Origin of the sequence: Imhoffiella purpurea, assembly GCF_000585215.1 — a bacterium.
In the GTDB taxonomy this organism is placed as follows: domain Bacteria; phylum Pseudomonadota; class Gammaproteobacteria; order Chromatiales; family Chromatiaceae; genus Imhoffiella; species Imhoffiella purpurea.
In genome coordinates, this window is record NZ_AONC01000037.1 from 1 (window position 1) to 24,657 (window position 24,657).

Below are 24,657 nucleotides of genomic sequence, written 5' to 3' on the forward strand. Positions count from 1 at the left end.
TGGTCGCTGGTCGCTGGTCGCTGGTCGCTGGTCGCTGGTCGCTGGTCGCTGGTCGCTGGTCGCTGGTCGCTGGTCGCTGGTCGCTGGTCGCTACTCGATCACGAAATTCGCGTAGGGCTGATAATCCAAGGGCTCGCATGCCACTCCGGTCACATTGGCGTGGCCGGGTCCGACACGCAGCCAATCACGCAGCTGCGAAACGGCGTTCGGATCGCCACAGACCATGACCTCGACCCGCCCATCGGGCAGATTGCGCGCATAGCCCGTCACCCCGAGCCGCATCGCCTGTTCGCGCGCCGCGCCGCGGAAGAAGACGCCCTGCACCCGCCCGCCGACGAGACAGTGGTAACAGACCCTCGGTTCCTTCTCTTGCTCATCCATCTCTCGTTCCTCGCCATCCGCGGCCCGAGACCGCACCGATGAGGTGTCGGCGCTGCCCCGAGGTCAGCGCCGCCGGACCCTGCCTCAGGGCGTGCCCCCACCACGTTGCTCCCGCTTGTACTTCTGGAAGCTCATGTCCTTGTAATGCCCCTCGACGACATAGCGGCCTAGCAGCATGAACTCATCGGCATCTCGGGTCGCGCCGATGTATTTGGCGATCAGCTTGCCGTCGAGATCGAAGAAGGCGAACACCGGGGTCGCCCTCACCCGATACGACTTGAGCGCCATATCCTTCTGTGGCATCGAGGTGCCATCGAAATCGGTCACCTCGACATCGCCCTCGATATCCAGCGGAAAGATCAGGAAATGCTCCTTGAAGTAGTCCTGGACCTCGGACCGGTTCAGTACATCGGCCTTCATCCGATGGCAGAAGGGACATTCGTCCATCTCGAACATGATGAGAACGCCCTGCTTGCCCTCCTCCCTGGCGGTCCGAGCCTCCTCGGAGAAATCCCCGAAGGTGGTGTCGAAGAAATAGTCTCCGGGATCGCGGGTGGAGGCGGAAGCCCCGTAGGGATGCATCGCCACCACCAGAATCGTCGAGACGGTCAGCATGGTCAGCCAGCCGAACCTGCCGGCAAGAAACGTCGTTCGGTTCTTCATCGCTCTCCTCTCCATCCTCGTTGTCGTACCCGGTTGGTCGTCATATCCGGGTCTTCTCATGAACCCGCGCCCGAGCCTGGCTCGGGCACGAGGAACGCGCATCCAGAATGCTGATTCTCTCCGTATCCGTCCACCCGATCAACGCGAGCGCTCCGGATGCGGCGACCAGATGATACGAATCACCCGCGCACTGATAGACTAGGGGATGGATTCAGCGACCTCGAGATCCGCTTCAGGAGACACTCCAGTACAGATGAGCCATATCCTCGTCCTCTATTACAGCCGCTACGGCGCGACCGCCGAGATGGCCAGACAGGTCGCCCGCGGTGTCGAATCGACCAGCCTCACCGCCCGGCTGCGCACCTTGCCGCCGGTATCGACCATTTGCGAGGCCACCGCCGACAGCATCCCTGAAAGCGGTCCTCCCTATGCGACGACCGAAGATCTGCGCGATTGCGCCGGTCTGGCGCTCGGCAGCCCGACCCGCTTCGGCAACATGGCCGCGCCGGTCAAATATTTTCTCGACGGAACCAGCAGTCTCTGGCTCGGCGGCGCACTCGCCGGCAAGCCGGCCGGCGTCTTCACCTCCACCTCTAGCCTTCACGGCGGCCAGGAGACGACCTTGCTCAGCATGATGCTGCCTCTGCTGCATCACGGCATGCTGATCACCGGCCTCCCCTTCAGCGAAACCGATCTTCTGCACACGCGCAGCGGCGGCACCCCCTATGGTCCCTCGCATCTGGCCGGCACCGAGAGCAACCTGCCGCTCACGGACGAGGAAAGGCGTCTCTGCCACGCCCTCGGGAAGCGCCTGGCCGAAACGGCGGCGAAGCTCGCACGGGGCCGCGACTGAATGCCTGATGGATCCATGCATGCTCAATCGGCCGACATCGGCGTGAACACGACCAACCCGCAACTGCATCTCCCGATCGAGCTCAGACGCGAGCCGACGCTCGCCGAGTATCTGCCCGGCCCCAACGCCGAGGCTGTGGAGGCCATCTCGGCCATGGCCGCCGGATCCGGCGAGCCATTCCTGTTCCTGTTCGGCAGCCCAGGCACCGGCAAGACGCATCTGCTTCAGGCCGCCTGTCTCGACGCCGCCCAGCGCGGGCTCAAGACCCATTTCATACCCTTGGGAACGGAGGGACTGGAACCGGAGATCCTCGAGAACCTGGAGCGCTCGGATCTGGTTGCCATCGACGACCTCGAGGCGATCGCGGGCGACGCGAACTGGGAGCGCACGCTGTTCGCCTTCTTCAACCAGATCCGCGCCCACGGCAATCGACTGCTGATCGCGGCGGGATCGGCACCCGACAGCCTGCCGCTGACCCTGGCCGACCTGCGCTCGCGTCTCCAATGGGGTCCGAGATACTGTCTGATCCCGCTGAACGACGCGGAATGCGAGAGACTGCTGATCCAGTCGGCGGCACATCGCGGCATGCGGCTGAGCGACGATGTGATTCGCCACATCATGCACTACAGCGCGCGCGATCCATCGTCGCTCATGACGCTGATCGCCCGGCTGGACAGCATCAGTCTGCGCGAGCAGCGTCAGCCGACCATTCGCCTGGTCCGCAGCGCCATGCTCGAAGAGTCGCCAGACCGATGAGGCGCCGCCCCTGCTCGAACGCCCCGGTCAATCGTCCTTCCAGCCGTTGGCGATCGCCTTGCGGCCCCAGATCCAGACATACTGGGCGCCGCTGACGACGACGGTGACGAGACAGCTCCAGACGAGGACGGACAGCAGCAGATCCGGCAAGGGGTGGACTCCGGCGTGGATGATGACCGCCACCACCAGCAGGATCTGGATCAGCGTGTTGAGCTTGCTGACGAGGATGGGCGCAGCCTCGAGCTCGGCGACCCGATAGTTGTAGAGCACGGCCCCGCCGACGATCACCAGATCGCGGAAGATGACCGCCAGGACCAGCCATAGGGGAATGAGCCCGAGCGCCCCCAGAACCAGGAAGCAGCAGATCAACAGCGCCTTGTCCGCGAGCGGATCCAGGATACCGCCCAATCGGCTCTGCCAGCCGTAATGCTTGGCGAGAAAGCCGTCGAGACCATCGGAGGCCCCGGCGGCGGCGAAGAGCAGGAGCGCCCAACCGAACTCTTTCGCCAACAGCAGATAGACCACCGGAATCACGGCGATCAGTCGCAAGACGCTGATGATATTTGGTATATCCCTGAACTGCACGGCCGTTTCTCTGGTACTGGATAGCAATCGGATCGCAAGATGCTAGCTTGACCCATGCCGGCTGTCCAAGGCTCGTTATACAATTCCCATTTGCATACCCATGGCGGATGGCGATCGGAGTTCCGTCGCTCGGTCCTTTCGAGAGGATCGGGTGACGGATCAGCCAGCCATTCCGGCAACTTCCATTCAACATCGGAGCTCCCGCGTGCCGCAGGATTCGCAACACCCCACGACCGCCCCACTCAACTACCGCGACGCCGGCGTCGACATCGACGCTGGCGCCGAGCTCGTCGAACGCATCAAGCCGCTGGCCGCAGCGACCATGCGTCCGGGCGTGCTCACCGGACTCGGCGGTTTCGGCGCACTGTTCGAGATCCCGTTGGACCGCTATCGCCAGCCGGTCCTGGTCTCGGGTACCGACGGCGTGGGCACCAAGCTGCGGCTCGCGATCGAGCTGGGCCGCCACGACACCATCGGTATCGACTTGGTCGCCATGTGCGCCAACGACATCCTGGTCAGCGGCGCCGAACCCCTGTTCTTCCTCGACTACTATGCCACCGCCCGACTCGACGTCGAGGTCGCCAGTTCGGTGGTCGCCGGCATCGCGAAGGGTTGCGAGCTCGCCGGCTGCGCCCTGACCGGGGGCGAGACCGCCGAGATGCCGGGCATGTACGAGGAAGGGGACTACGACCTGGCCGGCTTCTGCGTGGGGATCGCCGAGAAATCCGAGCTCATCCAGCCCGACCGCGTTCGGGCCGGGGACGTCCTGATCGGACTGGCCTCCTCGGGTCCCCATTCCAACGGCTATTCGCTGATCCGCAAGGTCATCGAGGTGAGCGGCGCGGATCTGGGCGCCGACCTGGACGGAGCGACCTTGGGCGAGCGGCTGCTCGCGCCCACGCGCATCTATGCCCGCTCCCTGCTGCCCCTGACCCGCGAGATGCGGGTGCACGCGCTGGCCCATATCACCGGCGGAGGACTGACCGAAAACCTGCCACGGGTGCTGGCCGAGGGAACCTGCGCGCGGATCGATCTCGACTCCTGGAAGCGCCCCGCCGTTTTCGACTGGCTGCAGCAGGCCGGACGCATCGCCGACGCCGAGATGTTGCGCACCTTCAACTGCGGCGTGGGCATGGTGGTCTGCGTCGCGGCCGAGGACGCGGACCGGGCCCTCGAACAGTTGCGCACGGCGGGCGAGGACGCCTGGACGATCGGACGGATCGAGCCGTCCGAGGAGGCCCCCGCGGTCGTCTACCAGGGCGGCCCGGCCGATGTCTGAGCGGGAGGCACTCCCGGTCGTGGTGCTCATCTCGGGCAGCGGCAGCAACCTGCAGGCGATGATCGACGCCCAGAACCGGGGGGCACCCTTTCGGATCGCGGCCGTCATCAGCAACCGGGCCGACGCCTTCGGGCTGGAGCGCGCGCGCAGGCACGGCATTCCGGCCGAGGTCCTGAGCCATGCCGGCTATCCCGACCGGGATGCGTACGATGCCGATCTGCGCGCGCTGATCGACGGTTACGCCCCCGGTCTGGTCCTGCTGGCAGGATTCATGCGCATCCTCACCCCGGGATTCGTCGGCCGCTATCAGGGCCGCATGCTCAACATCCACCCCTCGCTGCTGCCCAAGTTCCGGGGACTGCACACCCATCGGCGAGCCCTGGAGGCCGGCGAGACCGAACACGGCGCGAGCGTGCACTTCGTGACGGCCGAGCTCGACGGCGGGCCGCTCGTCATCCAGGCCAGAATCTCGATCCGGCCGGACGAGGATGCCGAGAGCCTGGCCGCACGGGTCCTGGGATACGAGCACATCATCTATCCCATGGCCGCGGACTGGTTCGCCCAAGGGCGTCTGCGGCTGGGCGAAGACGGGCTGCCCTATCTGGACGGGAGCAGACTCGAATCCCCTTACCTGATCGAGGAGCAGCCCCCCGAGAACGGAGAGGCCGACTGAGATCGGCCCGCGCCCGGTGGGGAAGACCCTTGGAGCCTGCTACCGGATCTCGTTCGTAGGGTCCAGCTCCTCGACCGAGCCATGCGGCTCGTAGAGCCGGTCCTCATGCGGCAGACAGGTGCCTGGGATGGCGGGCGAGCAGGCGCCCGCGTCGCGGACCAGCCTGACGTAGGCCTTGTCGCTACCGGTGCCGTAGCCGCTGCTTCCATCCCTGAAGTCGAGCGTCCAGGCGCTGCCCGCGTAATAGCTCGCCGGGGTCGAGGTCCAGAAGCGCGCGGCCATGGTATTGGGGAAAACGACCCCGTCGATACGCAGGCCGTAGCAGCGATTCTGCAGCAGGGTCGTGAGCTCGCCCTGATTGGGGAGCCGCCAGTCGCTATAGCCGGCGAATCTGGAACTCCTTGCGCGTTCCAGCGCCGATTTCCATTTGAGGCGCTCGGCATGACCTTGCGTGCAGCCGATTCCGACCGTGCCTTCGCTGCACTGACGCCACATCAATCCCGTCCCCCGATCGATGACGGTCCCGTTCTGTACCAGGATGTAGCGCGCTCCGGGGATGGGGGGCGAGCCGTCCTCTCTGCACTCCTGAGCGGACGGGACGGCCATATTGGCGAGCAGATAGAAGGTCAGCAGGATCCTGGATGTCTTCATGGATAGGGGCTCCTCCACACAGGGCGCTCGAGGCTCGATCCGGGTCCGGCGTACGAGCGGCGCCGGTCCCGCGCCGGCCGGACGATGGCGACATTCAAGACGCGCGCTTGCGCACCACGCACCGCTGCAGCTCGACCAGCTTGTCGAAGAATTCGGCTTTGATCGCCACGAGTTCGTCGCACAGCCGAACCGCGGAGGTCCCGTGGCCACTGTTGCACATGGCGACGATCTGCGTACAGACCCGATGCAGGCGCTCATGAAGGACCGCCAGATCCTCGAACTCAGGCAGGTCTCCATACTGCTCGCGGCTCCCGGCATACCATCGGCTCAGGCGGCAGTCCTCGAAGTCGGACAGCTCGAGCGCCGAATCGGCACCCCCCATATCGGCGACCCGCTCCTGCAGGAGCCGGATCCACTTTTCGTAGTCGTAGGGCGCCAGTAGAAGCGGCATGTCATGAGCGTGCCAGGAATTCTCGGCCCAGAGCGGCCATTTCCAGTCGGGTTCGAATCCGCGGACCCATTCGGCGACCGCCTCGGGCGGCATCGGACGTCCGATGCCATAGCCTTGAGCGCAATCGCATCCGTAACGCATCAGCATCAGACCGTGCTCCGCGGTCTCCACGCCCTCGGCGATCAGCTCCTTGCGGAAGACGCCCGCGAGACCGATCACGCCCTCGATGATCGCCAGATCCTCCTGATCGTCCAGCATATCGTGCACGAAGGACTTGTCGATCTTGATGGTCTCCGCCGGCAGTTGCTTGAGATAGGTCAGAGAGGAATAGCCGGTCCCGAAATCGTCCAGCGCGAAGGAAACCCCGATCCCCTGACAGGCCGCCATGACCTCGCGCATCACCAGCACGTCCTCGAGCGCGGCGCTCTCCAGGATCTCCAGCTCCAGCAAATGCGGGGAGACCTCCGGATGCTCGGAGAGGATCTCCTGCAGCCGCTGGACGAAGTCGATATGGTGGAAATGACGCGCGGCGATATTGACGCTCACCGGCAGCTCATAGCCTTCCAGCGCCCATACCGCCATCTGGGCCAGGACCTCGTGCAGGACCCATTCGCCGATATCGACGATCAATGGCGAGTGCTCGGTCTGCGGGAGAAAGGCGGCGGGAGACAGCAGACCCTGCTCAGGATGCTGCCATCGGATCAATGCCTCCAGCCCGATCACCCGGCCGCTGCGCATGTTCACCTTGGGCTGATAATGGAGCCGGAACTCGCCGTGCTGCAAGGCCTGGCGGATCCGCTCCAGTTCGCGATGACGGGTCTGGAGATCCTTGGCCGCGTCGAGGTCGTAGAGATGGTAGCGGTTGCGACCCAGCTGCTTGGCCTGATACATGGAATGATCCGCATGCCGCAACAATGTGTCCGGATCGCTGTCGTCGAGCGGATAGAGCGTCACCCCAACGCTCGCCGAGACACCGATATCGATGTCCCCGATGTCGAAGGGCGCGGCGACGGCCTCGAACACCTTGCCGAGGATGCCCTCCAGCTGCTCGGCACTGATGAGATCGGCCACCAGCAGCACGAACTCGTCCCCGCCCAGACGGGCCACCGTGTCGCCATTGCCCAGACACCCGAGCAGCCGGTTGGCGGTCTCGATGAGAAAGCGGTTGCCGATCTCATGCCCGTAGCGGTCGTTGACCACCTTGAAGTCGTCCAGATCGAGGAAGCAGATGGCGACCAGACGCTCGCTGCGCTTCGCCCTGGACATCGCCTGATGGAGCCGCTGGGCCAGGAGGACGCGGTTGGGCAGGTCGGTCAGGGCATCGTAGTAGGCTAGGCTGACCAGACGCTGCTGGGTGCTCTTGAGGTCGGTGATGTCGGTGAACATCCCGATGTAATGGGTGACCCTGCCGCAGGCCCCTGTGACCGCATTGATGTGGAGGATCTCGGGATAGACCTCGCCGGATTTCTTGCGATTCCAGACCTCGCCCTGCCATTGACCGGTCTCGCCGAGACAGCGCCACATCTCCTTGTAGAAGGCGGACTCCTGAACGCCCGACTTGAGGATGGCCGGCGTCTGGCCGATCACCTCCTCCCGCGTGTATCCGGTCACGCGCGTGAAGGCGCCGTTGACGTCCAGGATCCGCCCATCCGGATCGGTCATGAGGATACCTTCCTGGGAATTGTCGAAGACGCTGGCGATCAGGCGCAGCTCCGACTCCGTCCGCTTGCGGTCGGTCATGTCGCGCAGGGTCTCGACGACACCGATCAGCTCGCCCGATGCGTCGAGGATCGGACTGGCGTCCAGGGCCAGATAGAGCTCGGCATCCCGCAGCGGCATGACGCACCAGTTCTCGGCATGCATGCCCCAGGACCATTCGGACACCACGTCGTTCGGGGAATAGAATTTCCGCACATCGCCGTCCCGACCCTGCGCGATCAGATCGGCGAGACAGGGACGTGGCGCGTCGTAGAAGGCGCGCCAATGCTCGCGGGTTCCGATCACCTCGATCGCCGCCATCCCGGTGAGACGCTCACAGGCACGATTCCAGACGATGACCCGACACTCGGCGTCGAGGACGAAGGTCGGTATCACCAACTGCTGAACCAGCTCGATCGCGAAATCCTGTCCGTAGATTCTTTTCGTCCAACCCTGTTCTAATGTGTGACCCTTGGACATGTGTCGATCAGTAGGGAGCAGAATCGATGAGCGATCGGAATCCGCACTCCGACCAGAGTCCTAGCGCGGACACCAGGGTCCCGAACCCTGGCCGCCCGCTATTCTCAGCTTGGCCGATCCCGGATCATGGCCTCTCGTCACGCGCCGAGGAGGCACCGCCACCCGAACCGGACGCCGCCATGGAGGTGGCATTGACCAGCATCTTCTGGAACATGTCCCATGAGGCCATGGTCCCGGCGAGATAGGGCTGAAACAGCTTGATCGGATCATAGCCCTCGACGCCCGCATTCATGCGCTCGCGGATATCGTCCATGATCTGGCGCTGGAAGGATTCGACATCCGGGAGCCCGAAGAGCTTGCGCACCTCTTCCGGGGTGATATCGAAATCGACGGTTACCTTCATGGGATTCTCCGTTGGATGGGGCGCTCTGTCGCAGATGATCGCCCATGGGGAGGAACGGGGTACATTCAGTGTCGGCTCGAGCGCGGCAGTGGATCCGTGGGCACGGGCTCCTCGACCGCCAGGGCCGGTCGAGCCCTCCGCCCGATCAGCACGCAGGCGCGCTCGAAGGCCCGCGATGCCTCGCGGGCGTTCCACTCCCACTCGGACGGATGCGCCGCGGCCAGGAACTGCCAATGTCCGGTGGTGAGAATCGCACCGATACGCACCTCCAGCGCCCAGTCATGCCAGAGGTTCTCCGCCTGATCCTCCTCCACGAACTCCTGCTCGACGAGACGCACGTAATTTCCGGCGACATCATCCATGGCGACCAGATTCGACAACACCAATGTATCATCGACACAGCTGCTCCAACCCGTATGAACGGCGCTCGCCGTGCCCATGAGGGCGTGAATGAGCAAGGCCGGAGTGATGGTCAGGGACAAGGGGGTATCCCAGTCCGGTTCGGAGGAGTCGTTTTCTGGTGTCATGGTCGATCTGGAGCCTCGCTCCCTGCCGCGACTAAAATCTCGCCGGGCGATGAATGAAGTGTCGACCTCCAGTCTACGGCCGGGAACCCAAGGGCGGCAATCCCAAGGGCGGCAATCCCACGAACACCAACCCCTGAATCCACCCACGCCATAAGGTCAAACACATGTCCGTCATTCTCGATCTCACCATCTTCCCCATGGACCAAGGTGTCAGCGTCAGTCGTTTCGTCGCGCCCGTCATCGCCATGATTCGCGACAGCGGATTCGCCCATCGGCTCTCGCCGATGGGCACGCAGATCGAAACCGAGACCCTGCGCGAGGCGCTCGACCTCATCGATCAGGCCCAGGCCCTCCTCGACGGATTCGGCTGCGAGCGCGTCTACGTGGTCGCCAAGTTCGATATCCGCCAGGGGCCGCTCGGCCGTCTGAGCGGAAAAATCGCCTCGATTCGCGAGCATATCGGAGATGTCGAGGAGGGTGCCGAGTTTTCCTGAAGACCGGGTTTGGGTATCGTGTCCGCCAAGCTGAGCCACGCGTTACGGTCAAACCATGAAAGTCGCCATCTTTTCGGACATACAAGGCAACCTGCCGGCCATGGAGAAGGTCGTCTCGGCGATCCAGGACTGGGACCCGGATCTGGTCGTCATGGATGGCGATCTCGTCAACCGCGGCCCCAGCAGTCTGGCCTGTCTCGAGCTGTTCGATCGTCTGCGCCGCGAATCCGGCTGGCTTCCCGTACAGGGAAATCACGAGACCTGGATGATGCGCTGCGACCGACAGGCGCCACGAGACGCGCTCGAGGCGGACATGCGCCGCTTCGCCGACTGGACCCTGGAACAGATCCGGCCGCGTCTGGACGACCTGCGCGGCTGGCCCGACCATCTGTGTTTCGACGCCGAAGGCGATGCGAGCTGGGTGCACGTCACCCACGGCACCCTGAACAGCAATCGTCAGGGCATCACCGCCAGTCTTCCCGACGAAGACCTCGCAGGGGCGGTCCCGGACGACGTCGCGCTCTTCGTCACCGCCCATACGCATCGGCCACTGTTGCGCCGATTCCAGGACGTCCCTATTCTCAACGTCGGATCCGTCGGCTCGCCCTTCGACGGCGATCCGCGCGGCAGTTACGCCCGACTGGAATGGAGAGACGGCGAGTGGCATTGGGAGATCATCCGCTTCGAGTACGATCGAGAGCGCGCCGACCGCGATTTCCAGCATTCGGGTTTCATCGAGCAAGGAGGCCCCCTAGCCCGCATCCTCTACGAGGAATGGCGTCGGGCACGCCTGCTGATGCCGCTATGGCGGCGCGACTTCGAACCGGCCGTCCTGGCCGGCGAGCGTCCACTGGGTTCCGCCGTGGATGCATTCATCGCCGGATTGGACTGACCCCGGCGCAGGATCCCCAATCCGTGTCGGCCGACTCGGTCCCTATCGACCTGCCCAATCCCTCGACCGATCCAATCCTTTATCGACTCAATCGATGATGTTCGACATAGAGCCATGATGATCGACGCAGACACCTTTACGCGCTTCCTCTTCGAGCAGTCCGGCATCCGCGGCAATCTGGTGCACCTGGATGCCAGTTGGCGGACGGTCCTCTCGAACCGCGACTATCCCGAGACCGTTCGCACTCCGCTCGGCGAGGCGCTGGCGGCCGTCGCCCTGCTCGCCGGGACCATCAAATTCGACGGCTCGCTCATTCTCCAGGTACAGGGCTCGGGACCGATCAGCACCCTCGTGGCCCAGGCGACCCACCAGCACACCATCCGCGGGCTGGCCCACTGGAGCGGAGATCTGCCCGAAAACGGAACGCTCGACACGCTCTTCGGCGACGGCCAGCTGGTGCTCACGATCGAGCGCGACAAGGCCGAGCCCTATCAAGGTATCGTCCCATTCGCCGGCTCCAGCCTCACCGCTGCGATCGAAGGCTATTTCGGGCAATCCGAGCAGCTGCCGACGCGGCTCTGGCTCGCCGCCTCGGCCGACCGGGCGGCGGGAATGCTGCTTCAGCGCATGCCGGGCCCGGAACACACGAACGAGGATTGGGATCGCATCGGGCTGCTCGCCTCGACCCTCACCCCGGACGAACTGATCGAGCTGCCGACCGAGAGCCTGCTGCACCGGCTCTTCCACGAGGAGTCGGTCCGGCTGTTCGACCCGGATCCCATGGCCTTCCGCTGCGGCTGCTCGCGCAACCGCATCGAGAATCTGGTGAAGCTGCTCGGCGAGGACGAGGTGTTTTCGCTCCTGGACGAGCAGGGATACATCCAGGTGACCTGCGAGTTCTGCAACCGCGAATACCGTTTCGACCCGGTCGACACGCGCCAGCTCTTCGCCGAGCACACCCGGCACGAAGCCCCCTCGGCTCAGCATTGAGCCCACGACGGCCCCGTCCCCCAGGAACCGCCGATGACGAGCATCCTCCAGGCCGCGCTCGGCCTGACGCTGTTGACATTTCTGGCCTGGTCGCTCAGCGAAAACCGAATGGGGGTCAAACCGCGATTGATCCTGACGGGCCTGGGCCTGCAATTCGCACTCGCCCTGGCCTTCCTCAAGATCCCCTTCGCCAAGGAGCTGTTCCTGGGGCTCAACCAGATCGTGATCGCCGTCCAGCAAGCGACGCAGTCGGGCACCCAGCTGGTCTTCGGCTATCTGGGGGGCGGACCGGCCCCCTTCACGCCCGAATTTCCGCAGAACAGCTTCGTGCTCGCCTTTCAGGCGCTGCCTCTGATCCTGGTGATCAGCGCACTCTCCGCGCTTCTCTTCCATTGGGGGATCATGCCGAAACTGGTCCGCGCATTCGCCTGGATCCTGCGACGGATCATGGGCACGGGCGGCCCGCTTGGACTCGGGGCCGCGGCGAACGTCTTCGTCGGCATGACCGAGGCGCCTCTGCTCATCCGCCCCTATCTGAGCGGCATGTCGCGCTCGGCGCTCTTCGGTCTCATGACCTGCGGCATGGCCACCATCGCCGGCACCATGATGATGCTCTACGCCGGCATCGTCGGTCCGGTCATCCCGGACGCCATGGGACACATCCTGATCGCCTCGATCGTCAGCACCCCGGCGGCGCTCATGATCGCCGGCATCATGATCCCGGAGACGGGCGAGACCGCGGACGAGACCCCACCGAGCATCCCCAATCAGGATCTCGGCAGCATGGACGCCATCACCCGCGGAACCCTGGATGCCATTCCGCTCTGGCTCAACATCATCGCCATGCTCATCGTCATGATCGCCCTGGTCAGCCTGGTCAACCAGATGCTCGCATGGCTTCCGGAGATATCCGGAGAGCCCATTTCGGCCCAGAGGATACTCGGCTGGATCATGGCCCCCATCGTCTGGCTCATCGGCATCCCCTGGTCCGAGGCGCCCACCGCCGGCTCGCTCATGGGCATCAAGACCATCCTCAACGAGCTGGTCGCCTATCTGCAGCTGGCCCAGCTCCCGGCCGACGCACTGAGCGAGCGCAGCCGTCTCATCATGACCTATGCCATGTGCGGCTTCGCCAACCTGGGCAGTCTGGGAATCATGATCGGCGGATTGGGGGCCATGGCCCCCGAACGACGCGGCGAGATCGTCGCCATGGGCATGAAATCGATCGTCGCCGGAACCCTGGCCACGCTCATGACGGGCGCGGTGGTGGGGATGCTGTTGTAGCTACACGCACGAGAATGACACTGGCGGCCGAGTATCACAGATCGGCGGGCTTGCCGGTCTGAGGCGGCGACATCCGGAAGCTCGGCGCCTCCTCGGCTGTCTTGGACGCCTCCTGGGCCGCCTTGCGACGCTCGCTGCTCTCCTCGATGAACCTGCGCTCGGACTCCATCTGTTCCTGATGCCTCCGAATCTGCTCAGGGGTCGGACGATGGACATCGAGTTCCATGACCTCCGCGTCCGGGGCACAGGGCGTCTGCGAATAGATGGGCTTGCCCGTATCCGGGTCGTCGCATTTGTACATGCCCGCCGCCCCTGGCCCACTGACGATAAGCAGACTCAATGCAAGCACCGAAATCCTGTTCATGGCGATCACCTTGTTGGCAACGTCTGGCGACCGATTCTAACCACAAAGCCGCCCGTCAGACATTGGAACGCGTTATCAACATCATGATTTCAGGACGGCACAAGCCTCGCCCGTTCCGAGCCAGAAGCCGAGGCTCTTGTCGAGAAACTCCTCCCAGGGCATGTAGTGCGAACCGTCGCAGGAGAAATTGAGTCCGACCATGCCGTTGAAGATGTTGATCGAGCCGGAACGCAGATAGATGGTCTCGTCCATGAAACGCAGATCGCGGAAGGCACCGCAGACCTCGCCGACCCGATCGACCGGAATGGCCGCATCCAGCGGATAGTCACGCCGCGGATAGGCGAGACAGATCCCCGGATCGACCAGATCCTCGTAGTCGAGGATGCGGTAGCGGAAGGGGTCGTCGATCATCCAGAGCGTCGCGCGCGAGCTCGAGAAATGCAGCTTGCCGTGGAAGACGCCGTGCGCGGCGATCAACTCGATCAGCAGATCCAGCACCTCGTCGATGCGGCCGTCCATGAGGCTCTCGACCCGTTCCTGCTGGAAGAGACCGCCACGAATCGCCGGATCGCCCTTGAGCTGGAACCACTGACCTGGCTGCTGATAGAGCTCGCGGGTCAATGGCAGCTCGCGCAGATCGAAATCGGCGCCGATGAAGCCGAGGAGCTCGCCCGACTCCGTTTCGATGCGCTGCACCGCCGTCAGCGATGGACGGCGTGCATTGCGACTGAGATAGGCCGGCGACAAGGAGAATCGCGCGCCGACCAGCGCCTCGGCCAGATAGGGCCGCTCGCTGCGATCGCGCCCCAGGTGCTCGGGAAGCGGCCCCTGAGGCGAGAGGTTGGCGGTCAGCTGACGTGCATCGGCATCGAGCACGTAGAGATATTTGCAGGACGGCAGCGACGGCAGCGCAGCCTGAAGCAGCGCCTCCAGGGCCGCGCGCTCCGACCAGCATGCCCGGCAGCCGACGACCAAACGCTCCAGCAATCCGGCCAGTCGTTCCTGAAGCTCGATGCGCTGACGCGCGACGGCGGTCTGCAATGCCTGACTCATGATGGTATTCCAAGCCTCATGTAAGAAAGCTGCCAGCGGCCAGCGGTCTGTTGGTACCAGCTGGTCGCTGACGGCTGGAAGCTGGAAGCTATAGATCAATCCACCAGCTCGCCCTGCAGCACCCGCTCGAAGACTAGCTGATCCTTCTCGAAGCCGACCTCGATCAGATCGCCCGGACCGAACTTGCCGGACAGGATCTCCTGGGCCAGCGGATTCTCCAGCTGGGCGCGGATGGCGCGCTTGAGCGGACGGGCACCATAGACCGGGTCGAATCCGGCCTCGCCGAGATGATCGAGCGCGGCGTCGTTCACGGCCAGCTTCATGTCGCGATCGGCCAGGCGTTTCTGCAGATAGTCGATCTGGATGCGCGCGATGGCGCGGATCTGGTCCTTCTGCAGCGGATGGAAGACCACGATCTCGTCGAGCCGATTGACGAACTCGGGACGGAAGGCGTGGCGGACCACCTCCATCACCGCCTCCTTCATCTCGCCATAGTTCTCCTCGCCCGCGCGCTGCTGGATGATATCCGAGCCCAGGTTCGAGGTCATGACGATGACCGCGTTGCGGAAGTCCACCGTGCGTCCCTGGCCGTCGGTCAGACGCCCATCGTCGAGCACCTGAAGCAGCACATTGAAGACGTCCGGATGGGCCTTCTCGACCTCGTCGAGCAGGATGAGGCTGTAGGGCCGGCGGCGGATGGCCTCGGTCAGATAGCCGCCCTCCTCGTAGCCGACGTAGCCGGGCGGCGCGCCGATGAGCCGCGCGACCGAGTGCTTCTCCATGAACTCGGACATGTCGATGCGCACCATGGCCTCCTCGGTGTCGAAGAGGAAGGTCGCGAGCGACTTGCACAGCTCGGTCTTGCCGACGCCGGTCGGCCCCAGGAAGAGGAAGGAGCCGATGGGACGCGCCGGATCCGAGAGCCCGGCGCGCGAGCGGCGGATGGCGTCGCTGACCGCACGCACCGCCTCGTTCTGGCCGACCACGCGGCGCTCGATCTCCTGCTCCATGCGCAAGAGCTTCTCGCGCTCGCCCTCGAGCATGCGCGAGACCGGGATCCCGGTCCATTTGGAGACGATCTCGGCGATCTCCTCGTCCGTGACCTTGTTGCGCAGCAGCCGGTTCTCGCCCTTCTCGGCGACCGTCGCCGAGGCCAGCTGCTTCTCAAGTTCCGGAATCCGGCCGTAGGCCAGCTCGGACATGCGGGTCAGGTCGCCGGCCCGGCGCGCGGTCTCCATCTCGACCCGGGCGCGGTCGAGCGCCTCCTTGATATGGGCCGTCCCCTGCACCGCCGCCTTCTCCGACTTCCAGATCTCGTCGAGATCGGCGAACTCGCGCTCCAGACGCTCGATCTGTCCCTCCAGGTCCGAGAGCCGCTTCCTGGACGCCTCGTCCGACTCCTTCTTGAGCGCCTCGCGCTCGATCTTGAGCTGGATCAGGCGCCGGTCGAGCCGGTCCATCTCCTCGGGCATGGAGTCGATCTCCATGCGGATCTGCGAGGCGGCCTCGTCGATCAGGTCGATGGCCTTGTCCGGGAGCTGGCGGTCGGCGATGTAGCGGTGCGAGAGCACGGCCGCGGCGACGATCGCCGGGTCGGTGATCTCGACCGCGTGATGGACCTCGTAGCGCTCCTTGAGTCCGCGCAGGATGGCGATGGTGTCCTCGACGTTGGGCTCGTCGACCAGCACCTTCTGGAAGCGGCGCTCCAGGGCGGCGTCCTTCTCGACGTACTTGCGGTACTCGTCGAGCGTGGTGGCGCCGACGCAGTGCAGCTCGCCGCGCGCCAGGGCCGGCTTGAGCATGTTTCCAGCATCCATGGCGCCCTCGGCCTTGCCGGCCCCGACCATGGTGTGCAGCTCGTCGATGAAGAGGATGACGTTGCCCTCCTGACGGGCGACGTCGTTCAGCACCGCCTTGAGGCGCTCCTCGAACTCGCCGCGGAACTTGGCCCCGGCGATGAGTGCAGCCATGTCGAGCGAGAGCAGACGCTTGGTCTTGAGCCCCTCGGGCACCTCGCCGTTGACGATGCGCTGCGCCAGCCCCTCGACGATGGCGGTCTTGCCCACGCCGGGCTCGCCGATGAGGACGGGGTTGTTCTTGGTGCGGCGCTGGAGCACCTGCACGGTGCGGCGGATCTCGTCGTCGCGTCCGATCACCGGGTCCAGCTTGCCCTGCTCGGCGCGCTCGGTCAGATCGATGGTGTACTTCTCCAGCGCCTGGCGCTGCTCCTCGGCGTTGGGGTCGTCGACCTTCTGTCCGCCGCGCACCGACTGGATCGCCTGCTCGACGGCGCTCTTGCTGGCCCCCGCCTCGCGCAGTGCGTTGCCGAGCGGCCCCTTGTCCTCCAGGGCCGCGAGCACGAAGAGCTCGGAGGAGACGTACTGGTCGTTGCGCTGCTGGGCGAGCTTGTCGGTCAGGTTGAGCAGCCGGTTCAGGTCGTTGCTCAGATGCACGTCCCCGCCGACGCCCTGGACCGTCGGCAGACGATCGAGCGCCTCGCCGAGGCTCGAGCGCAGCTGGTTGGCGTTGACGTCGGCCCGGCTCAGCAGATGGCGGATGGTCCCGCCCTCCTGATCGAGCAGGGCGACCATGAGGTGCAGAGGCTCGATGAACTGGTGATCGCGCCCGAGCGCCAGACTCTGGGCGTCGCCCAGCGCCATCTGGAATTTCGCTGTCAGTTTGTCCGTTCTCACGGCGATGACTCCTTCGTATTTCCTGTCTAATTACCTGGGAAATTGGGGAGAGATACCTAATGAATCAAGCCGGCCCGGTGGGACTCAGAATTCGGGCGGGAAGAGGCGTTCGCCGAGCGCGTCCCAGGCGACGACCACGCCCGGCAGGATGCCGACGGGCGTCTCGCCGGCCAGCTCGCCGACCTCCGGCTTGCCGAACTGCCCATCCTCCAGCCGATAGATGGTGACCATGCGGTCGACCGGATGCACGAGCCAGTATTCGCGCACCCCGGCGCGCTCGTAGACCTGACGTTTGCGCACGTGATCATGGCTGGCCGTTCCGGGCGAGAGCACCTCGACCACCAGATCCGGAGCCCCGCGCACCCCGCGCCGATCGAGCTTCGAGGGATCGCAGACCACCAGTACGTCGGGCTGTACCACCGTGTCGATGCGGCCGTCCTCCTCGTCGCCATTGGGCAGCCGCACGTCGACCGGGGCGATGAAGGGCCGGCAAGGCCGATCTTGAAGTGCCTGGCGAAGCTGGAAATAGATCTCGCCAGCCACGTCCTGATGATCCAGTGACGGTGCCGGGGCCATCATCCAGGCCACGCCGTCGATGAGCTCGTAGCGCACATCATCGGGCCAGGTCAGATAGTCGGCATAGGTATGGTAGTCGGTGTCACGCTGGGCCAGTGCCATGATCCGGTCTCCTGAGGTCGAACGGTCTTCGGCCGATGATAGTGGATCGGAGCGCGCATGGATGCGCGCGCGGATGACGATTTCCGGTATCATGCGCAGGTGAATCTACGCGACCTCAAATATATCCTCGCCGTCGCCGAGACGCGCCACTTCGGGCGCGCCGCGGAGCGTTGCTTCGTCAGCCAGCCGACCCTGAGCGGTCAGATCAAGAAGCTGGAGGACGAGCTTGACGTGGTCATCTTCGAGCGCACCAACCGCTCGGTCGAGATCACCCCCGTCGGACAGTCCATCCTGTCCCATGCCCGGCTCGCGCTGGAACAGGCCGAAGCCATCGAGCAGGTCGCGCGCGCCCACCAGGACCCCATGGCCGGACCGCTGCGCATCGGTGCCATCCCGACCCTTAGTCCCTATCTGATGCCTTTGGTTCTGGTGCCACTCAAGCACACCTACCCCAAGCTCAAGCTGGTCCTGTCCGAGGAGATCACGGACATGCTGCTCGGGCGGCTCGCCCGTCACGAGATCGACGCCGCGCTTCTGGCGACCCCGGTCGACGAGTCCGATTTCGAGGCCATGCCACTGTTCGACGAGCCCTTCTGGCTCGCCCACCCGGCCGGCCATCCGCTCAACGACAAGGACGAGATCAGCGCCCAGGATCTGGAGGACGTGGAGCTGCTGCTCCTGGCCGACGGACACTGCCTGACCCATCAGGTCATGGACGTCTGCCGCCTGGCCGAGCGTCCCGTACACGGCGAGATGGCCGACCTGCGCGCGGCCAGTCTGGAGACGCTCCTGCAGCTGGTCGGCGCGGGATTCGGATGCACCCTGGTGCCCGCATTGGCGATCCGCGGAGGCTGGATGACCGACACCGGCATCATCGCCCGCCAGCTGCATCTATCCGATGCCTTCCGTCGCATCTCCCTGGTCTATCGACGCAGCTTCCCACGCCGTCAGGCACTGGAGGCATTCGCCGCCGTGGTGCGGGAACGGCTGCCGAACACCGTGACCCGGGTCGGCGGCTGAGCCGTTCGTCCCGTCACGGGCCCAAGACGTCGACGGGATCACAGAACCGAACGCCTCCTCCACGGCAATGCTGGTGAAGGCCGGCGCCCGCCCTTAGATCCTATGTCATCGACAGGTAGTTCTACCTGTACCTGAAATGATTCATCGGCTCACGTCAATCTGACAGATAGCCGAAGATCGTCTAGTCTTGACTTGGGATCGGACGGCACGTCTCACATTGTTTACTGTTGCTAATTGGTAACAGCCGTCCGATGCCTCGCATCGAGTCGTGAGCGGATCTCGTAGCCGTCGGTCGACCGCTGCAGCCTTCCACTCGAAGCCGATCAGGGGGATGACCCACCATGAGCACCATACAGTTACAAGCCATCTGGGAGCTGTGCAGACAAGGATTTCAGATCACTGCAGACGATGCAGCGCAATGCTGGAACGAGGGCAGGAGATTCGAGCCGAAACGGGAGTTTCCGATCGCCCGCTCACTGGAGAGACTGATCGACCAGTGCAATTGGGAAGTCGACCGAGAGCGGCGCAAAGATCGAAAGCGCATCTCGTAGGCCGCGCTTCACCTCATCGAGACGGAACCGGACCCGAGATACCGGATCGAGCGGTTCCGTCTCGATGAAGATCCGGGCTAGTCTCGAGGTCGCACTGGCGATGCGGGCGATCTGGCTGTCATGCCCTTCGAAAGGCACCAGGACATGAGCGCGGACGAGCACACCGGTCACGAATCGGACCTGCAGATCTCGGCCGACGACCTCTGGCGCATCGTCATGCGGCGACGCGCCGAAGCGGAATTGGCCGAGGCAAAGGAGACGGCGGAGCGCGTCAGCCAGGCCAAGCCGCGGTTCCTGGCCAACATGAGCCACGAACGGAGAGCTCGACGTCGCCAGCAAGCCTGGGGAGGCATCCCCATCCAGGTCCGATCAGGAGTGCGAGGCCGCTCTGGCCCTATCCGAGCCCTTCCGCGGCGCCCGCATCCTCCTCGTCGAGGACGAGCCCATCAATCAGGAGGTCACCCACAGACTCCTGTTCGAGGGACCCATCCTCGCCATGACCGCCAATGACTTCGCCGAAGACCGCGAAGCATGCCAGGTCGCGGGAATGAACGATTTCATCGCCAAGCCCGTGGATCCCGAGACGCTGTTCGGGGCGCTTCTCGAATGGCTTTCCAGTCATTGAGCCCCGGCGTCTCATGCCAGCATGGGAGCGGACTCCGTCCCCTCGATCGCTCCGGTCGATGCCTGCCCGAACGAAAAGCCCCGCCGAACCGATTGATTTCCTGGCGAAGCCTTGTATAGAAGTGTCCTCAGCCATAGGAATATTAAAGATAGACGACCGGATGGCGGCGTTGCTCGATCAGGTGGAGCGCTATGCCGATGCAACCGGCGAGAGCTATTACCTGGTCACGAGCTGCACCAACATCGCCGGAATCGTGATGGAGCATGCCCCTGGCCACGCACTTGCCCTGACCCGCCGCGCCCTGCTCTGGTCCCCGTCCGATGGCCATGCCTGGAGCATTCGCGCCACCGCCCTCGACCGTCTGGGCCGTCCGGACCTGGCCGAGGCGGTGCTGTGGGAGGCGGTGCGCCGCATCCCTTCCAACGCCGTGCTCTACAACGCCCTCGCCCTCGCCGGGATCGGCCGCGGTGCGCTCGGCGAGGCCGAGGCCCTGCTACGCAAGGCCGCAGCCCTTGATCCTGACAGTGCGCCCACCTTCGTCGAGCTGGCGCGGGTGCTGTGGCTGCGGGGCTGCGCCGACGAAGCATTGAGCCTGCTGCGCGACTTCCTCGACCGCGCAGAGGATGCCGTTACCCTCTACACCCTTGCTCGGACCGGAGCGCCGGCCTGAGGCCCTGAGTTTGGTGGATACCGCACTCGCCGACCCTGCGGACGCCTATGCCCAGGTGGTGAAGGGGCTGGCGGTCCCTGAACATCGGGTTGAGATGATCGGGCGCGCCGAGCGCTTCGCCGGTTCTCTGCCGGTCCGCCTCGCCCTCAGCCCGCAGGATGTCGGCACCGGCCACTGGCGCGATCTGCTCGAGCGCTTCCCGGAGAGTCAGCACCTCACCCGGCTGGTGCAGATCGCTCGTGGACAGGCGGACGATTCGGCCATTCCCGCACTCTCCGCCTGGTGCAGTGAGCCGACCCGTTGGGACAATGGCTGGGACGCCTACCTCAAAAAGACGCTCCGCCGACACCTGGATGACGAGACGAGCCTGGTCGACCTTAGCTCCCTAGCCCACGATGCGCTCACCCAGGCGGTGGATGTCGGTCTGGATGCCGCGCCGCTAGCCGCCTGAGCCGGCGCTGGCAGAACTCTCGCAAGCTGCCGGTGCACATGCGGCTGCAGTGCGAGGGAGCCCACTTTCCCATGAAAACTTCAGGTCTGTGTCTGTGATCACGAACGCACTCCGGCTGCGTTCCATCAAGGCGTGACAAGGGGCTATCGACGGATGGATTCGCCACTCATCCGAACCGGTACCACACCGGCGGATTCCCGCCCTCGGTTACGGCAAAATGGGCGGATTCTCACCCATCGCGAACGCAGCCACATCGCCTTGCATCGCGGCCACCCCCCGAATCATCAGGAATCTGCCCGTCTTCGCCCTTCCTGGCCCGCCCCTTGCTCACAGATGCGGGATCCACCCGGATCGGCGAATCACCACACATCCACGTGAGGACAACAGCATGAAACGCACCCTAGCCGCATTCGCGCTCGCCGCGGCCTCCACGCTCATGGTCGGTCTGGCCAACGCCGCCGACGAACCCATCGTCATCAAGTTCTCGCACGTCGTCGCCGAGAACACGCCCAAGGGCAAGATGGCGAACAAGTTCAAGGAGCTGGTCGCGGAGCGCATGGGCGATCGGGTCGTCGTCGAGGTCTATCCGAACTCGCAGCTCTTCGGCGACGACAACGTGCTCGAGGCCATGCAGCTCGGCGACGTCCAGCTGGCCGCGCCCGCGCTCTCCAAGTTCGGTCGTTACACCGACAAGCTCGCGCTCTTCGACCTGCCCTTCCTGTTCGAGAACCTGGACGCGGTCGACCGCTTCCAGCAAAGCGAGGCCGGGCAGAAGCTGCTCTCCTCGATGGAGAAGAAGGGGCTGATCGGCCTCGGCTACCTCCACAGCGGGCTCAAGCAGTTCAGCAGCAACAAGCCGCTGCACGTGCCCGAGGACGCCGCCGGAATGAAGTTCCGCATCATGTCCTCCGATGTGCTCGAGGCACAGTTCGAGGCGATCGACGCCATTCCGCTGAAGAAGCCCTTCTCCGAGGTCTTCACCCTGCTCCAGACCAAGGCGATCGACGGTCAGGAGAGCCCCTGGTCGAACACCTACACCAAGAAGTTCTACGAGGTGCAGCCCTACATCACCGAGTCCAACCACGGCTTGCTCGACTACATGGTGGTGACCTCGGCCGAGTTCTGGATGGATCTGCCCGACGACCTGCGCGAACCGCTCAAGGCCGCCCTCGACGAGTCCATCGCCTACGGCAACCAGATCGCGCGCGACAAGGCGAACCAGGACCGCCAGGCGATCATCGATTCCAATCGCACCGAGATCATCGAGCTGACCCCCGAGGAGCGCGCTCAGTGGGTGAAGGCCATGAAGCCGGTGTGGAAGCAGTTCGAGAAGGAGATCGGCGCGGATCTGATCGACGCAGCCTACGCCTCGAACCAGCCCTGATCCAGACCCTCGTCTTCCGACATCGTGCGATCGGGGTGGGCGTCTTGCGCCCGCCCCGAAGCCCATCCCAGCGGTTCGGCGACGGACCGCCCATGGGCGCCGGAACCCATCGCCCACCCCACCCGGACCTCTGACATGCTCCTTCGCCTACTCAACAAGACCGAGGAGGCCGTCATCTCGCTCCTGCTGGTCGCCATGACGCTGCTGGTGTTCCTCGAGGTGATCCTGCGCTTCGTCTTCAACACCGGACTGACCTGGGGGCAGGAGGCGACGCTCTATCTGTCCGCCTGGTTCGTCCTCTTCGGCGTCTCCTATGGACTCAAGGTCGGCGCCCACATCGGGGTCGACGCCTTCGTCAGACTCTTCCCGCCACTCGGACAGCGGCTCATCAGCGTGCTCGCCATCCTGCTGTCGCTCGGCTACTGCGGTCTCTTCATCTACGGCGCCTGGATCTATCTCGGCAAGATGCATCGTATCGGCATCGAACTGGAGGACATCCCGGTCCAGATCTGGATCGCACGGAGCATCCTGCTGGTCGGACTCGTCTTCCTCTCGATCCGCCTGCTGCTGCTGCTCTGGTCCGTCGTCACCGGCAAGGCGACCGGATTCAACAAGTCCGACGAGGCCGACGAGAGCCTGCATCTGGCCGAGGAAATCAAGCGCGAGGAGGCCCGGGCATGACCACGGCGACACTCTTTATACTGCTGTTCGGCTGCATGCTGCTCGGCATGCCGATCGCCATCGCGCTCGGCTTCTCCAGCATCGTCACCATCCTGCTGTTCTCCAACGACTCGCTGGCCTCGATCACGCTCAAGCTGTTCGAAGCCCTGTCCGGACACTACACGCTGCTGGCGATCCCATTCTTCATCCTCTCCTCGGCCTTCCTCTCGACCGGGGGCGTGGCCAAACGCCTGATTCGCTTCGCCACCGCCGTGGTCGGCCACATCAAGGGCGGACTGGCGATGGCCTCGGTGCTCGCCTGCATGCTGTTCGCCGCGGTCTCAGGATCCTCGCCGGCCACCGTCGCAGCCATCGGCACCATCGTCATCGTCGGCATGGTGCGCTCAGGCTATCCCAAGGAATTCGCCGCCGGGGTCATCACCAACGCGGGCACCCTGGGCATCCTCATTCCGCCGTCGATCGTCATGCTGGTCTATGCGGCGGCCACCGAGGTCTCGGCGGCGCGCATGTTCATGGCCGGATTCGTCCCCGGGCTCATGATGGGTCTGCTGCTGATGCTGGCCATCTACGTGGTCGCCCGGGTCAAGAAGCTGCCGTCCCAGCCCTGGCCCGGACTGCGCGAGATCATCGGCTCTGGCGTCAGCGCCTCGGGCGGCATCCTGCTGATCGTCATCGTGCTCGGCTCCATCTACGGCGGCGTGGCCAGCCCGACCGAGGCGGCTGCCGTGTCGGCCGTCTACGCCTTCCTGGTCGCCGTCATCGGCTACCGCGACATGGGGCCGCTCAAGGAAACCCCCTGGCGCAAGCAGAACGAGGGCTTCGGCTCCCTCATGGTCCGGAATCTGTGGCAGGTTCCGCTCGCACTCGGCCAGAGCTTCGCCCATCCGGAGGTCCGCAAGGTGGTCATGGACGCCGCCAAGGTCTCCATCATGCTGCTCTTCATCATCGCCAACGCCATGCTGTTCGCGCACGTCCTGACCACCGAGCGCATCCCGCACCAGATCGCCGAGACCATCGTCCAATGGGGTCTCTCGCCCTGGATGTTCCTCATCGTGGTCAACATATTGCTGCTGATCGCCGGCAACTTCATGGAACCCTCGGCGATCCTGCTCATCATGGCGCCCATCCTCTTCCCCATCGCCATGCAGCTGGGGATCGATCCCATCCATCTCGGCATCATCATGGTCGTGAACATGGAGATCGGGATGCTGACGCCGCCGGTCGGACTCAATCTGTTCGTCACCGCCGGCATCACCGGAGAGAGCATGGGCTGGGTCATCAAGGCGGTGCTGCCCTGGATGCTGCTCCTGCTCGGCTTCCTGATGATGATCACCTATATCCCGGAGATTTCGCTGTTCCTGCCGAACTATCTCGACAAGCTGCAGGGCTACAACTGACCCCCAGGTTTCGATCAATAAGGTAACGAC

General features: G+C 64.5%; 27 protein-coding genes. 15 read left to right on the forward strand and 12 right to left on the reverse strand.

Translation table 11 applies throughout. The features are described from left to right. Positions 1-90: 90 nt before the first annotated feature. On the reverse strand, positions 91-381 hold the full coding sequence (locus D779_RS12135) for an acylphosphatase (protein ID WP_043754387.1): 291 nt from the start codon (positions 379-381) through the stop codon (positions 91-93). An 84-nt stretch (positions 382-465) separates the two neighbouring features. After that, a complete protein-coding gene (locus tag D779_RS12140) occupies positions 466-996 on the reverse strand; it encodes a thioredoxin family protein (RefSeq protein WP_043754547.1) in 531 nt (176 codons plus the stop codon). A 301-nt stretch (positions 997-1,297) separates the two neighbouring features. On the opposite strand from D779_RS12140, the gene wrbA reads away from it, so the two are divergent. Then, positions 1,298-1,897 carry an NAD(P)H:quinone oxidoreductase gene (gene wrbA / locus D779_RS12145; RefSeq protein WP_043754390.1) on the forward strand — a complete coding sequence of 200 codons (600 nt, stop codon included), beginning with the start codon at positions 1,298-1,300 and terminating at the stop codon, positions 1,895-1,897. Positions 1,898-1,912: 15 nt separating this feature from the next. After that, positions 1,913-2,653 carry a DnaA regulatory inactivator Hda gene (gene hda, locus D779_RS12150; protein ID WP_094300787.1) on the forward strand — a complete coding sequence of 247 codons (741 nt, stop codon included), beginning with the start codon at positions 1,913-1,915 and terminating at the stop codon, positions 2,651-2,653. 27 nt (positions 2,654-2,680) lie between these two features. Here hda and D779_RS12155 read toward each other — a convergent pair whose 3' ends face one another. Further along, positions 2,681-3,238 (reverse strand): CDP-alcohol phosphatidyltransferase family protein, encoded by a 558-nt coding sequence (locus D779_RS12155; protein ID WP_043754393.1) that lies wholly within the window; start codon positions 3,236-3,238, stop codon positions 2,681-2,683. 205 nt (positions 3,239-3,443) lie between these two features. Here D779_RS12155 and purM point away from each other — a divergent pair, with 205 nt between their 5' ends. Both purM and purN read left to right on the forward strand, forming a co-directional pair. Beyond that, on the forward strand, positions 3,444-4,517 hold the full coding sequence (gene purM / locus D779_RS12160) for a phosphoribosylformylglycinamidine cyclo-ligase (protein WP_043754396.1): 1,074 nt from the start codon (positions 3,444-3,446) through the stop codon (positions 4,515-4,517). After that, a complete protein-coding gene (gene purN, locus D779_RS12165) occupies positions 4,510-5,190 on the forward strand; it encodes a phosphoribosylglycinamide formyltransferase (protein WP_043754398.1) in 681 nt (226 codons plus the stop codon). Before purM ends, purN begins: the two co-directional genes overlap by 8 nt. Positions 5,191-5,229: 39 nt before the next feature. Here the strand turns inward: purN and D779_RS12170 are convergent, their stop codons facing one another. The 4 genes from D779_RS12170 to D779_RS12185 form a co-directional block, all read right to left on the reverse strand. Then, positions 5,230-5,841 (reverse strand): Lcl C-terminal domain-containing protein, encoded by a 612-nt coding sequence (locus D779_RS12170; RefSeq protein WP_043754400.1) that lies wholly within the window; start codon positions 5,839-5,841, stop codon positions 5,230-5,232. Between the two features lie 94 nt (positions 5,842-5,935). Further along, positions 5,936-8,470, reverse strand: a complete 2,535-nt coding sequence (locus D779_RS12175) for an EAL domain-containing protein (protein ID WP_043754403.1) — start codon at positions 8,468-8,470, stop codon at positions 5,936-5,938. A 124-nt stretch (positions 8,471-8,594) separates the two neighbouring features. Beyond that, positions 8,595-8,873: a DUF6489 family protein gene (locus D779_RS12180; RefSeq protein ID WP_043754404.1), complete on the reverse strand. Its 279-nt coding sequence runs from the start codon at positions 8,871-8,873 to the stop codon at positions 8,595-8,597. Positions 8,874-8,938: 65 nt separating this feature from the next. Next, positions 8,939-9,400 carry a hypothetical protein gene (locus D779_RS12185; protein WP_043754406.1) on the reverse strand — a complete coding sequence of 154 codons (462 nt, stop codon included), beginning with the start codon at positions 9,398-9,400 and terminating at the stop codon, positions 8,939-8,941. Positions 9,401-9,564: 164 nt separating this feature from the next. On the opposite strand from D779_RS12185, the gene D779_RS12190 reads away from it, so the two are divergent. The 4 genes from D779_RS12190 (at position 9,565) to D779_RS12205 (ending at position 13,060) form a co-directional block, all read left to right on the forward strand. Then, positions 9,565-9,894 (forward strand): MTH1187 family thiamine-binding protein, encoded by a 330-nt coding sequence (locus D779_RS12190; protein ID WP_043754408.1) that lies wholly within the window; start codon positions 9,565-9,567, stop codon positions 9,892-9,894. Between the two features lie 55 nt (positions 9,895-9,949). After that, on the forward strand, positions 9,950-10,786 hold the full coding sequence (locus D779_RS12195) for a metallophosphoesterase family protein (RefSeq protein ID WP_043754409.1): 837 nt from the start codon (positions 9,950-9,952) through the stop codon (positions 10,784-10,786). A 117-nt stretch (positions 10,787-10,903) separates the two neighbouring features. Further along, positions 10,904-11,776 (forward strand): Hsp33 family molecular chaperone HslO, encoded by an 873-nt coding sequence (hslO, locus tag D779_RS12200; RefSeq protein ID WP_043754549.1) that lies wholly within the window; start codon positions 10,904-10,906, stop codon positions 11,774-11,776. 33 nt (positions 11,777-11,809) lie between these two features. After that, positions 11,810-13,060 (forward strand): NupC/NupG family nucleoside CNT transporter, encoded by a 1,251-nt coding sequence (locus D779_RS12205; protein WP_043754410.1) that lies wholly within the window; start codon positions 11,810-11,812, stop codon positions 13,058-13,060. 34 nt (positions 13,061-13,094) lie between these two features. Here D779_RS12205 and D779_RS12210 read toward each other — a convergent pair whose 3' ends face one another. The 4 genes from D779_RS12210 to D779_RS12225 form a co-directional block, all read right to left on the reverse strand. Next, on the reverse strand, positions 13,095-13,424 hold the full coding sequence (locus D779_RS12210) for a DUF4124 domain-containing protein (RefSeq protein WP_157726390.1): 330 nt from the start codon (positions 13,422-13,424) through the stop codon (positions 13,095-13,097). Between the two features lie 81 nt (positions 13,425-13,505). After that, positions 13,506-14,477: a PDC sensor domain-containing protein gene (locus D779_RS12215; RefSeq protein WP_043754415.1), complete on the reverse strand. Its 972-nt coding sequence runs from the start codon at positions 14,475-14,477 to the stop codon at positions 13,506-13,508. Positions 14,478-14,572: 95 nt separating this feature from the next. Then, positions 14,573-17,170, reverse strand: coding sequence for an ATP-dependent chaperone ClpB (gene clpB / locus D779_RS12220; protein WP_043754418.1), 2,598 nt, complete (start codon positions 17,168-17,170; stop codon positions 14,573-14,575). Positions 17,171-17,254: 84 nt separating this feature from the next. Then, positions 17,255-17,848, reverse strand: a complete 594-nt coding sequence (locus D779_RS12225; RefSeq protein WP_043754420.1) for a Uma2 family endonuclease — start codon at positions 17,846-17,848, stop codon at positions 17,255-17,257. A 57-nt stretch (positions 17,849-17,905) separates the two neighbouring features. Between D779_RS12225 and D779_RS12230 the strand changes: the two genes are divergently transcribed. Then, positions 17,906-18,868 carry a LysR substrate-binding domain-containing protein gene (locus tag D779_RS12230; RefSeq protein ID WP_052348090.1) on the forward strand — a complete coding sequence of 321 codons (963 nt, stop codon included), beginning with the start codon at positions 17,906-17,908 and terminating at the stop codon, positions 18,866-18,868. A 473-nt stretch (positions 18,869-19,341) separates the two neighbouring features. Here the strand turns inward: D779_RS12230 and D779_RS22250 are convergent, their stop codons facing one another. Then, positions 19,342-19,758, reverse strand: a complete 417-nt coding sequence (locus D779_RS22250) for a hypothetical protein (protein WP_043754423.1) — start codon at positions 19,756-19,758, stop codon at positions 19,342-19,344. 157 nt (positions 19,759-19,915) lie between these two features. On the opposite strand from D779_RS22250, the gene D779_RS23215 reads away from it, so the two are divergent. From D779_RS23215 to D779_RS12265, 6 genes are all read left to right on the forward strand, one after another. Beyond that, positions 19,916-20,044: a response regulator gene (locus D779_RS23215; protein ID WP_081763488.1), complete on the forward strand. Its 129-nt coding sequence runs from the start codon at positions 19,916-19,918 to the stop codon at positions 20,042-20,044. A 160-nt stretch (positions 20,045-20,204) separates the two neighbouring features. After that, positions 20,205-20,714, forward strand: coding sequence for a tetratricopeptide repeat protein (locus D779_RS12245; protein ID WP_043754429.1), 510 nt, complete (start codon positions 20,205-20,207; stop codon positions 20,712-20,714). 13 nt (positions 20,715-20,727) lie between these two features. After that, entirely contained in the window at positions 20,728-21,165 is a 438-nt protein-coding gene (locus D779_RS12250) for a hypothetical protein (protein WP_157726391.1), read from the forward strand. 388 nt (positions 21,166-21,553) lie between these two features. After that, positions 21,554-22,549, forward strand: a complete 996-nt coding sequence (locus D779_RS12255) for a TRAP transporter substrate-binding protein (protein WP_043754435.1) — start codon at positions 21,554-21,556, stop codon at positions 22,547-22,549. A 135-nt stretch (positions 22,550-22,684) separates the two neighbouring features. Then, complete coding sequence (locus D779_RS12260; protein ID WP_043754437.1) at positions 22,685-23,230, forward strand: TRAP transporter small permease; 546 nt, start codon at positions 22,685-22,687, stop codon at positions 23,228-23,230. Beyond that, positions 23,227-24,627 carry a TRAP transporter large permease gene (locus D779_RS12265; RefSeq protein WP_043754439.1) on the forward strand — a complete coding sequence of 467 codons (1,401 nt, stop codon included), beginning with the start codon at positions 23,227-23,229 and terminating at the stop codon, positions 24,625-24,627. Before D779_RS12260 ends, D779_RS12265 begins: the two co-directional genes overlap by 4 nt. Positions 24,628-24,657 lie beyond the last annotated feature (30 nt).

What these genes read in the sequence shown, in the direction of transcription:
- D779_RS12245 (WP_043754429.1), top strand. Translation starts at nt 20,205, where the DNA reads ATGGCGGCGTTGCTCGATCAGGTGGAGCGCTATGCCGATGCAACCGGC.
- D779_RS12180 (WP_043754404.1), bottom strand. Translation starts at nt 8,873, where the DNA reads ATGAAGGTAACCGTCGATTTCGATATCACCCCGGAAGAGGTGCGCAAG.
- D779_RS12230 (WP_052348090.1), top strand. Translation starts at nt 17,906, where the DNA reads ATGGATGCGCGCGCGGATGACGATTTCCGGTATCATGCGCAGGTGAAT.
- hda (WP_094300787.1), top strand. Translation starts at nt 1,913, where the DNA reads ATGCATGCTCAATCGGCCGACATCGGCGTGAACACGACCAACCCGCAA.
- purN (WP_043754398.1), top strand. Translation starts at nt 4,510, where the DNA reads ATGTCTGAGCGGGAGGCACTCCCGGTCGTGGTGCTCATCTCGGGCAGC.
- D779_RS12135 (WP_043754387.1), bottom strand. Translation starts at nt 381, where the DNA reads ATGGATGAGCAAGAGAAGGAACCGAGGGTCTGTTACCACTGTCTCGTC.
- D779_RS12225 (WP_043754420.1), bottom strand. Translation starts at nt 17,848, where the DNA reads ATGGCACTGGCCCAGCGTGACACCGACTACCATACCTATGCCGACTAT.
- D779_RS12195 (WP_043754409.1), top strand. Translation starts at nt 9,950, where the DNA reads ATGAAAGTCGCCATCTTTTCGGACATACAAGGCAACCTGCCGGCCATG.
- D779_RS23215 (WP_081763488.1), top strand. Translation starts at nt 19,916, where the DNA reads ATGACCGCCAATGACTTCGCCGAAGACCGCGAAGCATGCCAGGTCGCG.
- D779_RS12170 (WP_043754400.1), bottom strand. Translation starts at nt 5,841, where the DNA reads ATGAAGACATCCAGGATCCTGCTGACCTTCTATCTGCTCGCCAATATG.
- hslO (WP_043754549.1), top strand. Translation starts at nt 10,904, where the DNA reads ATGATCGACGCAGACACCTTTACGCGCTTCCTCTTCGAGCAGTCCGGC.
- D779_RS12185 (WP_043754406.1), bottom strand. Translation starts at nt 9,400, where the DNA reads ATGACACCAGAAAACGACTCCTCCGAACCGGACTGGGATACCCCCTTG.
- wrbA (WP_043754390.1), top strand. Translation starts at nt 1,298, where the DNA reads ATGAGCCATATCCTCGTCCTCTATTACAGCCGCTACGGCGCGACCGCC.
- D779_RS12260 (WP_043754437.1), top strand. Translation starts at nt 22,685, where the DNA reads ATGCTCCTTCGCCTACTCAACAAGACCGAGGAGGCCGTCATCTCGCTC.
- D779_RS12215 (WP_043754415.1), bottom strand. Translation starts at nt 14,477, where the DNA reads ATGAGTCAGGCATTGCAGACCGCCGTCGCGCGTCAGCGCATCGAGCTT.
- D779_RS12265 (WP_043754439.1), top strand. Translation starts at nt 23,227, where the DNA reads ATGACCACGGCGACACTCTTTATACTGCTGTTCGGCTGCATGCTGCTC.
- D779_RS12140 (WP_043754547.1), bottom strand. Translation starts at nt 996, where the DNA reads ATGCTGACCGTCTCGACGATTCTGGTGGTGGCGATGCATCCCTACGGG.
- D779_RS12210 (WP_157726390.1), bottom strand. Translation starts at nt 13,424, where the DNA reads ATGAACAGGATTTCGGTGCTTGCATTGAGTCTGCTTATCGTCAGTGGG.
- D779_RS12255 (WP_043754435.1), top strand. Translation starts at nt 21,554, where the DNA reads ATGAAACGCACCCTAGCCGCATTCGCGCTCGCCGCGGCCTCCACGCTC.
- D779_RS12205 (WP_043754410.1), top strand. Translation starts at nt 11,810, where the DNA reads ATGACGAGCATCCTCCAGGCCGCGCTCGGCCTGACGCTGTTGACATTT.
- D779_RS12175 (WP_043754403.1), bottom strand. Translation starts at nt 8,470, where the DNA reads ATGTCCAAGGGTCACACATTAGAACAGGGTTGGACGAAAAGAATCTAC.
- D779_RS12190 (WP_043754408.1), top strand. Translation starts at nt 9,565, where the DNA reads ATGTCCGTCATTCTCGATCTCACCATCTTCCCCATGGACCAAGGTGTC.